Source organism: Brevundimonas sp., from assembly GCF_035998205.1.
Classification (GTDB): domain Bacteria; phylum Pseudomonadota; class Alphaproteobacteria; order Caulobacterales; family Caulobacteraceae; genus Brevundimonas.
In genome coordinates this window covers 790,916-802,519 of record NZ_DASYHT010000004.1, presented here as the reverse complement: position 1 = coordinate 802,519, position 11,604 = coordinate 790,916, and the positions used below count along the sequence as shown (strand labels likewise).

Genomic DNA, 11,604 nt, shown 5'->3' with positions numbered 1-11,604 from the left:
CCATCGAACTTCTCGTCACTCTCGGGGTCTTCGCGCCGCTGCTGGGCGCGGTCGTGGCCGGCCTGTTCGGCCGCCGCATCGGCGACCTCGCCAGCCAGGCGGTGACCACCGGCCTGCTGTTCTTCGCCTGCGCCGTGTCCTGGACCGTGTTCGTGCAGTGGACCTGGGGCGGGCTCGAGCCCTTCACCGTGACGCTGGCGCCGTTCATCAACGTCGGCGACTTCCAGTCCAACTGGTCGATCCGAATCGACGGGCTGTCGGCGGTCATGCTGATCGTGGTGACGACGGTCTCGGCCCTCGTGCACCTGTACTCCTGGGGCTACATGGCCGAGGACGACAGCCGGCCGCGCTTCTTCGCCTATCTGTCGCTGTTCACCTTCGCCATGCTGGCGCTGGTCACCGCCGCCGACTTCATGCAGCTGTTCTTCGGCTGGGAAGGCGTGGGCCTGGCGTCCTATCTGCTGATCGGCTTCTGGTTCAAGAAGCGCACCGCCAGCGCCGCGGCGATCAAGGCCTTCGTGGTCAACCGCGTCGGCGACTTCGGCTTCGCGCTGGGCATCATGACCGTGTTCTGGATGTTCGGCACCATCGAGTTCGCCGAGCTGTTCCCGTTGATCGCCGAGCGGGCCGGGGAGGGCTGGTCGTTCCTCGGCTACACCTGGTCGGCGCTCGATCTGGCGGCCTTCCTGCTGTTCATCGGGGCCATGGGCAAGTCAGCGCAGTTCTTCCTGCACACCTGGCTGCCGGACGCGATGGAGGGCCCGACCCCGGTGTCCGCCCTGATCCACGCGGCCACCATGGTGACCGCCGGCGTCTACATGGTCTGCCTGCTCAGCCCGCTGTTCGAGTACGCCCCGGTGGCGGCCCAGATCGTCGCCATCGTCGGCGCCGTCACCGCCCTGTTCGCCGCGACGGTCGGCCTGACCCAGAACGACATCAAGCGGGTCATCGCCTATTCGACCTGTTCGCAGCTCGGCTACATGTTCTTCGCCGCGGGCGTCGGGGCCTACCAGGCGGCCATGTTCCACCTGTTCACCCACGCCTTCTTCAAGGCGCTGCTGTTCCTGGGCGCCGGCTCGGTGATCCACGGCATGCACCACGAGCAGGACATGCGGAAGATGGGCGGCCTGTGGCGGCTGCTGCCGGTCACCTACGCCGTCATGATGATCGGCACGATCGCCATCACCGGCCTCGGCATCCCGGAGCTGAAGTGGGGCTTCGCCGGCTTCTACTCCAAGGATTCCGTGCTGGAGACGGCCTTCGCCGCCGGGGCCAGCAACCCGGCCGGCATGTTCGCCTTCTTCGTCGGCCTCTTCGCCGCCGGCCTGACCGCCTACTATTCCTGGCGCCTGATCTTCATGACCTTCCACAACAAGCCGGTGTGGAAGGACGAGCACGGCCACGCCGACGATCATGGTCATGACCACGCCCATGCGGCCCACGCCCCTGTCGCCCAGGCCCATGCTGACGATCACGGCCACGCCGATGCCCATCACGACGATCACGGCCACCACCATGGCCCGCTGAAGCCGCACGAGAGCCCGTGGGTCATGCTCGTGCCGCTGATCGTGCTGTCGGTCGGGGCGATCGCCTCGGGCTTCGCCTTCTACGACCAGTTCGTCGGCTACCATGAGCACGAGTTCTGGCGCGGGGCCATCTACACCGCCGCCCACAACCACGTCCTGCACGACAGCCATGACGTGCCGCGCTGGGTGCTGTGGGCCCCGCTGGTGGTGTCCCTGCTGGGCACGGCGATCGCCGTCTATGTCTACATCCTCAAGGAAGGCATGGCGCGGCGCATGGCCGAGCGCGGCGGACCGCTGCACACCTTCTTCTACAACAAGTGGTTCTTCGACGAGATCTACGACGCGGTGTTCGTCAAGGGCTCGAAGGCGCTGGGCGACCTGTTCTGGAAGGTCGGCGACGTGAAGATCATCGACGGTCTGGGGCCCAATGGCGCCGCCTGGACCTCGCTCAAGTCGGCCGGCTGGCTGTCGCGTCTGCAGTCCGGCTACGTCTATCACTATGCGTTCGTGATGCTGCTGGGGGTGGCGGGTCTGCTCGCCTTCGCCATCACCACGTGGGGAGCCTGATCCCGTGCCTCACATCCTGAGCATCGTCACCTTCCTGCCGCTGGTCGGGGTCGCCCTCGTCCTGGCCGCGCGCTTCGCCCTCAAGGGCGGGGCCGCCGACGGCGCGGCGCGCTGGATCACCCTGCTGACCACCCTGGCGACCCTCGGGGTCTCGGGCGTGATGCTGGCCGGCTTCGACGCCTCGAACCCGGCCTACCAGTTCGTCGAGCGCCATGCCTGGTTCGCGGGCGCGGAGTATCACCTCGGCGTCGATGGCATCTCCATCCTGTTCGTGGTGCTGACGGCCTTCCTGATGCCGCTGTGCATCCTGGCCAGCTGGACCACCATCAAGGACCGGGTGGTCGAGTACATGGTCGCCTTCCTCGTGCTGGAGACGCTGGTGATCGGCGTCTTCACGGCGCTGGACCTGTTCCTGTTCTACATTTTCTTCGAGGGCACCCTCGTCCCGATGTTCCTGATCATCGGCGTCTGGGGCGGGCAAAACCGGATCTACGCGGCCTACAAGTTCTTCCTCTACACCCTGCTGGGCTCGGTGCTGATGCTGCTGGCCATGCTGTGGATGGCCTTCGAGACCGGCACCACCAGCATCCCCGAGCTGAAGACCTACGCCTTCTCGCCGGCGGTGCAGCCGCTGCTGTGGCTGGCCTTCTTCGCCTCCTTCGCGGTGAAGATGCCGATGTGGCCGGTGCACACCTGGCTGCCGGACGCCCACGTTCAGGCGCCGACCGCCGGGTCGGTGATCCTCGCCGGCATCCTGCTGAAGCTCGGCGGCTACGGCTTCCTGCTGTTCAATGTGCCGATGTTCCCGGACGCGTCGGAGACCTTCCGGCCGCTGGTGTTCGCCCTGTCGGTGATCGCCATCGTCTACACCTCGCTGGTCGCCTTCCGGCAGACCGACATCAAGAAGCTGATCGCCTATTCGTCGGTGGCCCACATGGGCTTCGTCACCATGGGCATCTTCGCCGCCAACGACACGGGCGTGCAGGGCGCCGTGTTCCAGATGATCAGCCACGGCCTGATCTCGGGCGCGCTCTTCCTCTGCGTCGGCGTCGTCTACGACCGCATGCACACCCGCGAGATCGCCTTCTACGGCGGGCTGACCAGCCGCATGCCCTGGTACGCGGCGATCTTCCTGCTGTTCACCATGGCCAATGTCGGCCTGCCGGGCACCTCGGGCTTCATCGGCGAGATCCTGACCATGACCGGGGCCTACGAGGTCTCGACCTGGACGGCCTTCGTCGCCGCGCTCGGCGTCATCGTCTCGGCCATGTACGCCCTGACGCTGTACCGCAACGTCATGTTCGGCGAGATCGAGAACCCGAAGCTGAAGACCATCACCGATATCGACACGCGCGAGCTGGTGATCTTCGCCCCGCTGATCCTCGGCACCCTGTGGCTGGGCGTGCAGCCCGGTCTGGTGCTGGATGTCACCGCCGCCTCGGTCGAGGCCCTGACGACCACCTATCGCGCCGCGATCGGCGGGTGAGAGACCATGCCTGACCTGTCCCAAGCCCTCCCGCTCGCCGCCTCGGAAATCACCCTCGCCGTCGGGGCGATGGTGCTGCTGATGCTCGGCGCCTTTATCGGCGAGAAGTCCGCCCGGCTGATCTCGATCCTGTCGGTGGCGCTGCTGATCGCCGGGGCCGCCGTGGTCGCCCACGCGCCGCTGGGCGCCGCCTTCAACGGCGCCTTCGTCGCCGATCCCTTCGCCGTCTACGCCAAGGTGCTGATCTATCTGGCCAGCGCCGTGGCCATCGTCCTCGGCGGCGGCTGGATGCAGCGCACCCGCATCGCCCGCTTCGAGTATCCGATCCTGATCGTGCTGGCCGCCGTCGGCATGGCCATGATGGCCTCGTCCGGCGACCTGATCTCGCTCTACATCGGCGTCGAGCTGCATTCGCTGGCGCTCTATGTGCTGGCCGCCTTCCACCGCGACGACGCGCGCGCCTCGGAAGCGGGCCTGAAGTATTTCGTGCTGGGCGCCCTGTCGTCGGGCCTGCTGCTCTACGGGGCGAGCCTGATCTACGGTTTCGCCGGCTCCATGCGCTTCGAGGACATCGCCGCGGTGGCCACGGCCGACCCGGCCCCGGGCCTGATCTTCGGCCTGGTGTTCCTGATCTGCGGTCTGGCCTTCAAGGTCTCGGCGGCCCCGTTCCACATGTGGACGCCGGACGTCTACGAGGGCGCGCCGACCCCGGTCGTGGCCCTGTTCGCCACCGCCCCCAAGGTCGCCGCCATGGTGCTGTTCGCGCGCACCATGGAGCTCGGCTTCGGCGACGCCCACAGCCAGTGGGCCCAGGTGCTGGTGCTGATCTGTCTGATGAGCTTCGCCGTTGGCGCCATCGGCGGTCTGGTGCAGAAGGACCTGCAGCGCCTGTTGGCCTACTCCTCGATCGCCAACATCGGCTACGCCCTGCTGGCCATCGTCGCCGGGACCGAGGCGGGCCTGCAGGCCATGCTGGTGTTCATGACGTTGTACGTCATCGACCAGTTCGGCTTCTTCGCCATCCTGCTCAGCCTGTCGCGCAATGGCCGGCCGATGCGCACGGTTCAGGACCTCGCCGGCTTGCGCCACACCCGGCCGCTGACCGCCATCGCCCTGACGGTGCTGGCCCTGTCGGTGCTGGGCATGCCGCCGTTCTCGGGCTTCTGGGGCAAGTACTACGTCTTCGGCGCGGCCGCGGACGCCGGCTACTGGCAGGTCGCCGCGGCGGGTCTGGTGGCCTCGGTCGTGGCCGCCTTCTACTACCTGCGCATCATCAAGGTGATGTGGTTCGACCCGGCGCCCGAGCAGGCGGCGACCGATCCGGCGCCCGTCGAGGCCCAGTGGACGGCCTGGGCCGCCGCGGCCTTCGCCTTCCCGCTGGTCATCGTCGGTCTGACCTGGATCGAGCCCCTGACCCGCGTGGCCGCTGCGGGCCTCGGGTGACGACCCCGGCGCTCTGGTTCGACGAGATCGACTCGACCAACGCCGAGGCGCGCCGTCGCGCCGAGGCCGGCGAGACCGGGCCGGTCTGGCTTGCGGCGCGGCGTCAGAGCGCCGGCCGCGGCCGGCGCGGGCGTCCGTGGGCCAGTGACACCGGCAACCTGTTCGCCACCCTGCTGCTGACGACGGCGCGCCCGCCGGCGGAGGCGGCCCAGGCCAGCTTCCTTGCGGCCCTCGCCGTCGCCGATCTGCTCGACGCCTTCGCGGCGCCGGGCGCGGTGGCGATCAAATGGCCCAATGACGTGACCCTGGGAGGGTTGAAGGCGTCGGGCATCCTGCTGGAGTCCGGCGCGCGCCCCGACGGCGGCCTGTGGCTGGCGGTCGGGATCGGGGTCAATCTCGCCCATGCCCCGGAGGGCACGGAGCGGCCAGCGACCGCCCTGCGCGCGCATCTGCGCCCGGATGTGGCCTATGCGCCGTCGCCGGAGGCGGCGCTGGAGGTGCTGGCGGGGGCCTTCGACGTCTGGACCGCGCGCTGGGAGACCTATGGCTTCGAGCCGGTGCTGGAGGCGTGGCGGGCGCGGGCCGGCGGGCCGGTCGGCCCGTGCGTGGCGCGCCTGCCCGGCGAGACCCTCAGCGGCACGGCCGAGGGGGTCGCGCCTGACGGGGCGCTGCGGCTGAGGCTTGAGGACGGCGCCCTGCGCCTGATCTCGGCCGGGGATGTGTTCTTCGGGGAGGCCGCCTGATGCTGCTGGCGATCGAACAGGGCAATACCAACACGCTGTTCGCCGTCCATGACGGGCAGGACTGGATCGCCCAGTGGCGCAGCGCCACCGAGGCCAGCCGGACCGCGGACGAATATGCGGTCTGGCTGACCCAGCTGCTGTCGATGCGCGGCCTGTCGCTGGCGTCCCTGAAGGGCTGCATCATCTCCAGCGTCGTGCCGCAGTCGATCTTCAACCTGCGCAACCTGTCGCGACGCTACCTGGGCGTCGAGCCGCGGGTCATCGGCGAGAACGTCGAGCTGGGCATCGCGGTGCGCATCACCAAGCCGAGCGAGGCCGGGGCCGACCGGCTGGTCAACGCCATCGGCGCGCACCTGACCTATCCCGGCGATCTGATCGTGATCGATTCCGGCACTGCCACCACCTTCGATGTGGTGGCCGCTGACGGCGCCTTCGAGGGCGGCATCATCGCCCCGGGCGTCAATCTCAGCCTTCAGGCCTTGCACGAGGCGGCGGCCATGCTGCCGCGGATCGCCATCCAGCGCCCCGCCACGGTGATCGGCAAGGACACCGTCAGCAACATGCAGTCGGGCGTGTTCTGGGGCTACATCGCCCTGATCGAGGGGCTGGTGGCGCGCATCAAGGCCGAGTGGGGCAGGCCCATGACGGTGATCGGCACCGGCGGCGTGGTGAGCCTGTTCGAGGGCGCCACCGACAGCATTGACCGGTTCGATCCGGACCTGACCATCCGCGGGCTGCTCGAAATCTGGCGACGCAACCCCCATATCGGGACGACATGAGCAAGAAAAACACTGACGAACTCGTCTTCCTGCCGCTGGGCGGCTCGGACGAGGTCGGGATGAACCTGAACCTGTACGGCTTCGGTCCGGAGCATAAGCGCCAGTGGATCGTGGTCGACGTCGGCGTGACCTTCGGCGACCTCTCCACGCCGGGCGTGGATGTGATCACGCCGGATCCGGCCTTTGTCGAGGGGGAAGATATCCTCGGCATCGTGCTGACCCACGCCCACGAGGACCACATCGGGGCGCTGTCGTGGCTGTGGCCGCGCATGAAGGCGCCGGTCTATGCGACGCCGTTCACCGCCTTCCTGATCCGCGAGAAGCTGCGGGACGCGGGCCTGCTGGACGAGGTCGAGATCATCGAGGTGCCGCTGGGCGGCAACATCCAGCTCGGGCCGTTCGACATCACACTGGTGACCCTGGCCCACTCCATCCCCGAGCCCAACGGGCTCGCCATCCGCACCCCGGCCGGGCTGGTGCTGCATACCGGCGACTGGAAGCTGGACCCCGACCCGATCACCGGGGCGGTGACCGATCCGGCCACGCTGGGCGCGCTCGGCGACGAGGGCGTGCTGGCCATGGTGTGCGATTCCACCAACGTCTTCGTCGAGGGCCGCGCCGGCTCGGAGGGCGAGGTGCGCGAGGCGCTGGGCAAGCTGATCGCCTCGCTGTCGGGCCGAATCGCCGTCGGCTGTTTCGCCTCCAACGTGGCGCGCATGGACAGCGTCTGCCGCGCCGCCGAGGCGGCGGGCCGCCGTGTGGCCCTTGCCGGACGCTCGATGCACCGCATCGCCGCCGCGGCCAAGTCGGTCGGGCTGCTGTCCGGCCTGCAGCCCTTCCTGTCGGACCAGCAGGCGCGGGAATGGCCGGCCGACGAGATCCTCTACCTCTGCACCGGCAGCCAGGGGGAGCCGCGCGCCGCCCTGTCGCGGGTGGCTGACGGCACCCACCCCTACGTCCGCCTCGGCAAGGGCGACCACTGCATCTTCTCGTCGCGCGTGATCCCCGGCAACGAGCTGTCGATCGGCGCCCTGCAGGACCGGCTGTCGGACCGCGGTGTGCGGCTCTACACCGAAAAGGATCATCCGGGCATCCACGTGTCAGGGCACCCGTGCCGCGAGGAGCTGCGCGAGATGTACCGCTGGGTGCGCCCGAAGATCGCCGTGCCGACTCACGGCGTGCGGCGTTTCCTCGTGGAGCACGCCAACCTCGCCCGCGATCTCGGCATCCCGGAGACGGTGACGCCGCGCAACGGCGATCTGGTGCGCCTGTGGCCCGGGGCGGCGCAGGTCATCGACGAGGTGCCGGCCGGCCGGCTCTACGTCGACGGCGGGCGGCTGGTCAGCGAGGAGGGGGAGGCGATCCGCGAGCGTCGACACGCCTCGACCAACGGGGTGCTGGTCGTCAGCTTCGCGCTCGACAAGCGCGGCCGCATCGTCTCGGACATCGACGTGCGCGGCATCGGCCTGCCGGGCGACGCCGACAGCCCGCTGGGCGACGCCCTCGACGAGCTGGCCGAGCGCGCCGAGCAGGCGGTCAAGGCCCTCAAGGGCGAGGCGCTGGAAGACGAGCTGGTGATCGAGCAGGCGGTGGCCCGGGCCCTGAAAAAGGCCAGCCAGCGCATCTGGGACCGCCGGCCGATCGTGGAGACGATCGTCCTGCGCCTCTGATCGCCCATTGCGCCCGGCGACGCGCTCGCCTCTTATCCCCGGCCTGTTCAGGATTCTCTCCGGGGGTGTCATGCGTCGTCTTGCCGTTCTTCTGTCCGCCGTTTCCCTGCTCGCCGTGGCGCCTGTCGCGGCGGCGGCCCAGGAGGTCGATCTCGATGCGGTCAACCGCATCCTCGACCAGGGCATGAACCACTCCGAGGTCATGACCACGGCGGCCCATCTGACCGACCGGATCGGCGGCCGGCTGACCAACTCGCCGCAGATGCGCGAGGCCGAGCGCTGGTCGCAGCAGCAGTTCCGCGACTGGGGCCTGTCCAACGTCAGGGCCGAGGGCTTCGAGTTCGGCCGCGGCTGGTCGATCGTCGCCTCCGACGCGCGCCTGATCGCGCCGCGTCCGATCGACATGCGGGCCATCCCGGTGGCCTGGACGCCGGGCACCAACGGCGTGATCTCGGCTCCGGTCGTGCTGGCGCCGATGACGACGGCGGCCGATTTCGAGCGCCACCGCGGCAAGCTGGCGGGCAAGATCGTGCTGATCACCCAGCCGACCCCGCCGACCGATCCGACCGAGCCGGCCTTCCGCCGCTGGACCGACGAGGAGCTGGCCGGACGCACCGCCTATGTGCAGCCCACCCACAATCCCGCTGCGGCCGAGCGCGCCGTGCGCACCGGCGCCCGGGACGACTTCCCGCTGCGCATGGACGCCTTCCTGAGGGAGGAAGGGGCGCTGGGCTGGATGCGCATGTCCTACCGCGAGGGCGGCCTGGTGCATGGCGCCGGCTACACCCATAGCGCCGGGCGCACGCCGCAGCTGCCGGGCATGGAGGTCGCCGCCGAGGACTATCGCCGGCTCGTCCGTCTCGTCGTCGCCGGGGCCGAGCCGGTCGTGGAGATGATGAGCGACGTCCGTTTCCACGACGAGGACGTCAACGCCTACAACATCCTGGCCGACATTCCGGGGACGTCGCGCAATGGCGAGTACGTCATGGCCGGGGCGCATATGGACAGCTGGGTGGCCTCGGACGGGGCGGTGGACAACGCCGCCGGCACCGCCGTGGTGATGGAGGCCGCCCGCATCCTGCGCGCCCTCGACGTGCGCCCGCGCCGGACCATCCGCTTCGCCCTGTGGAACGGGGAAGAGCAGGGGCTTCATGGCTCGTTCGCCTATGTCGAGCGGCACCTCGCCACGCGCGCGCCGCTCGGGGACGCCGAGCTGGACGCCCTGCCGTCCAGCCGGACCTGGCGCGCCCGCTGGCCGATCCAGCCGCGCGAGGGCCATGACGACCTCGTCGCCTACTTCAACTTCGATAACGGCTCGGGCCGCATTCGTGGCATCAATGTCGAGGGCAATGTCGCCGCGGCCGCGGTGTTCGAGCGCTGGCTGGAGCCGTTCCACGGGCTGGGCGCGACCACGGTGTCGCTGCGCAACTCCGGCGGTACGGACCACGTCTACATGCAGACCGTGGGCGTGCCGGGCTTCCAGTTCATCCAGGACCCGCTCGACTACTCCAGCCGCCTGCACCACACCTCGCTCGACAGCTATGACAAGCTGAAGCCCGAGGACCTGCGTCAGGCCGCCGTGGTGCTGGCCGGGCTGCTGCTGACCGCCGCCAACGCCGACGAGCCGCTGCCGCGCATGCCGCTGCCGACCCGTCCGACGGCCAGCGATCCGTTCGCGCCCTGATGTCCGGGACCGGTCGAGCGCTGGGTCGCCGGCTGCTCGACCGCCTCCGTCGCGCGCGTCATCCTTGGACGGGGTGGCGGCGCGCGGCGGTGATCGCCGGCCAGGCGTTGGCCGGGCTGGTGGGCCTGTTCGCCGCGGTGAATCTCGCGCTCAGCCTGTCGACCTTCCGTGGCGACGATCCTGCAGGGCGGATGGTCCATGAGCTCAAGGCCCTGTGGCACAGTCCGCTGGACGGGCAGGCGGTCAGCGACGCCGCCTTCGCCGACGTCTATCCGGAGCTGGGCCCCCGGCCGACCGCCGCCGCCATCCGCGCCTATCTGGAGACGCAGGCTCGGGACGGCGAGTTCCTGTTCGACCACGCCCTGGCCGACCATATCCTGCGGCGCTTCGGCCGGATCGACGCCCGCACCGTGCCGCCCGGGGTCTATGTCGGGGCCCATGCCCTTGGCCCGGACGGCCTGCCGTTCGTGCCGGTGACCAAGTATCTGGCCCACTATCTGCTGTTCCCGCGCCACGCCTACATCCTCGTGGTGCCTCGGGAGGGTGGGGCGGTGGCCTTCTCCGCCAGCACGGTCGACAAGCTGGGCGTGAGCGGCGTCGACGGGGACCACCTGCGTGCGGAGATGGTCCCGTTCGACTACGACGCCTACGACTTCCCCAGCTCCGGTCAGGCCCTGCACGAGATGACCCGGATCGTCACCGATCCGGCAGACAAGCGCGACGTGGTGGCCAGTCTCGAGGCCGCGCGGGCGGCGCTGGAGCGGTTGCAGATCCGCTACGGCCTGCTGGCCCCCAACTCCAACACCGTGATCGGCTGCATCCTCGAGGCCTCCGGCGACATCAGCGACGGACGACGGTCGTCCATGCTGCTGGCGCTGCGCGCGCCGGGGTTCGGCGCCGACTGCGACCTGGAGACCGCATCGACAGGGGACGAGGCGCGCGCTACGGCGGTGCCATGATCGGACGTCTCAACCATGTCGGGGTCGCCACCCCGTCCATCGACGACAGCCTGAAGCTTTATCGCGACCTGCTCGGCGGCAAGGTTTACGGCGCGCCGTTCGACCTGCCGGCGCAGGGGGTGCGCGTCTGCTTCGTCGATGTGCCCAACAGCCAGATCGAGCTGATCGAGCCGCTGGGCGAGGACAGCCCGATCCACGGCTTCCTGGCGAAGAACCCGAAGGGCGGTCAGCACCATGTCTGCTTCGAGGTCGAGGATATCCTCGCCGCCCGCGACGCGCTCAGGGCGCGCGGGGTGACCATCCTCGGGACGGGCGAGCCGCGCATCGGCGCGCACGGCACGCCGATCCTCTTCCTGCACCCGAAGGACATGGGCGGCGTGCTGGTCGAACTGATGGAAACGCCGAAAGGGGAGACGCACTGATGCCGGTGGGCTGGTTTACCGCGGTCGCGATCTACATCGTCTGCTGGTGGGTGGTGCTGTTCGCCGTCCTGCCGCTGGGCATGGAGCAGAAGGACCTCGAGCGCCCCACCGACGGCAGCCAGTGGGGCGCTCCGGCGGATCCGAAGCTGAAGCAGAAGTTCCTGACCACGACCTGGGTCTCCGGCATCGTCTGGGCCGGCATCATGGTCATCCTCGCCACCGGCCTGATCCCGCTGCCGGAAATCGGCTGATCCGGTCCGCCGACGGCGGATTGCCTGCACGACCGCCTAGCTTTCGCCCCGACCTCCCGGCTAAACGGGAGGCC

General features: G+C 69.4%; 10 protein-coding genes. All 10 read left to right on the top strand.

Translation table 11 applies throughout. The features are described from left to right. The first annotated feature begins 2 nt into the window (after positions 1–2). Positions 3–2,093 carry an NADH-quinone oxidoreductase subunit L gene (nuoL, locus tag VGN74_RS06780; protein ID WP_327446688.1) on the top strand — a complete coding sequence of 697 codons (2,091 nt, stop codon included), beginning with the start codon at positions 3–5 and terminating at the stop codon, positions 2,091–2,093. 4 nt (positions 2,094–2,097) lie between these two features. After that, a complete protein-coding gene (locus VGN74_RS06775) occupies positions 2,098–3,579 on the top strand; it encodes an NADH-quinone oxidoreductase subunit M (RefSeq protein WP_327446594.1) in 1,482 nt (493 codons plus the stop codon). Positions 3,580–3,585: 6 nt separating this feature from the next. Beyond that, positions 3,586–5,022: an NADH-quinone oxidoreductase subunit NuoN gene (gene nuoN, locus VGN74_RS06770; protein ID WP_327446593.1), complete on the top strand. Its 1,437-nt coding sequence runs from the start codon at positions 3,586–3,588 to the stop codon at positions 5,020–5,022. Then, positions 5,019–5,765: a biotin--[acetyl-CoA-carboxylase] ligase gene (locus tag VGN74_RS06765; protein WP_327446592.1), complete on the top strand. Its 747-nt coding sequence runs from the start codon at positions 5,019–5,021 to the stop codon at positions 5,763–5,765. Before nuoN ends, VGN74_RS06765 begins: the two co-directional genes overlap by 4 nt. Further along, positions 5,762–6,544, top strand: coding sequence for a type III pantothenate kinase (locus VGN74_RS06760; RefSeq protein WP_327446687.1), 783 nt, complete (start codon positions 5,762–5,764; stop codon positions 6,542–6,544). Before VGN74_RS06765 ends, VGN74_RS06760 begins: the two co-directional genes overlap by 4 nt. After that, positions 6,541–8,214 carry a ribonuclease J gene (locus VGN74_RS06755; RefSeq protein WP_327446591.1) on the top strand — a complete coding sequence of 558 codons (1,674 nt, stop codon included), beginning with the start codon at positions 6,541–6,543 and terminating at the stop codon, positions 8,212–8,214. Before VGN74_RS06760 ends, VGN74_RS06755 begins: the two co-directional genes overlap by 4 nt. A 70-nt stretch (positions 8,215–8,284) precedes the next feature. Beyond that, positions 8,285–9,898 carry a M20/M25/M40 family metallo-hydrolase gene (locus tag VGN74_RS06750; RefSeq protein WP_327446590.1) on the top strand — a complete coding sequence of 538 codons (1,614 nt, stop codon included), beginning with the start codon at positions 8,285–8,287 and terminating at the stop codon, positions 9,896–9,898. Next, the gene (locus tag VGN74_RS06745) at positions 9,898–10,857 is read left to right on the top strand and encodes a hypothetical protein (RefSeq protein WP_327446589.1); all 960 of its coding nucleotides are present in this window, start codon (positions 9,898–9,900) and stop codon (positions 10,855–10,857) included. The genes VGN74_RS06750 and VGN74_RS06745 overlap by 1 nt, the downstream gene beginning before the upstream one ends. Then, positions 10,854–11,279 (top strand): methylmalonyl-CoA epimerase, encoded by a 426-nt coding sequence (mce, locus tag VGN74_RS06740; RefSeq protein ID WP_327446588.1) that lies wholly within the window; start codon positions 10,854–10,856, stop codon positions 11,277–11,279. Before VGN74_RS06745 ends, mce begins: the two co-directional genes overlap by 4 nt. Then, on the top strand, positions 11,279–11,530 hold the full coding sequence (locus VGN74_RS06735; RefSeq protein ID WP_327446587.1) for a DUF1467 family protein: 252 nt from the start codon (positions 11,279–11,281) through the stop codon (positions 11,528–11,530). Before mce ends, VGN74_RS06735 begins: the two co-directional genes overlap by 1 nt. Positions 11,531–11,604 lie beyond the last annotated feature (74 nt).

What these genes read in the sequence shown, in the direction of transcription:
- nuoN (WP_327446593.1), top strand. Translation starts at nt 3,586, where the DNA reads ATGCCTGACCTGTCCCAAGCCCTCCCGCTCGCCGCCTCGGAAATCACC.
- VGN74_RS06755 (WP_327446591.1), top strand. Translation starts at nt 6,541, where the DNA reads ATGAGCAAGAAAAACACTGACGAACTCGTCTTCCTGCCGCTGGGCGGC.
- VGN74_RS06750 (WP_327446590.1), top strand. Translation starts at nt 8,285, where the DNA reads ATGCGTCGTCTTGCCGTTCTTCTGTCCGCCGTTTCCCTGCTCGCCGTG.
- VGN74_RS06745 (WP_327446589.1), top strand. Translation starts at nt 9,898, where the DNA reads ATGTCCGGGACCGGTCGAGCGCTGGGTCGCCGGCTGCTCGACCGCCTC.
- mce (WP_327446588.1), top strand. Translation starts at nt 10,854, where the DNA reads ATGATCGGACGTCTCAACCATGTCGGGGTCGCCACCCCGTCCATCGAC.
- VGN74_RS06735 (WP_327446587.1), top strand. Translation starts at nt 11,279, where the DNA reads ATGCCGGTGGGCTGGTTTACCGCGGTCGCGATCTACATCGTCTGCTGG.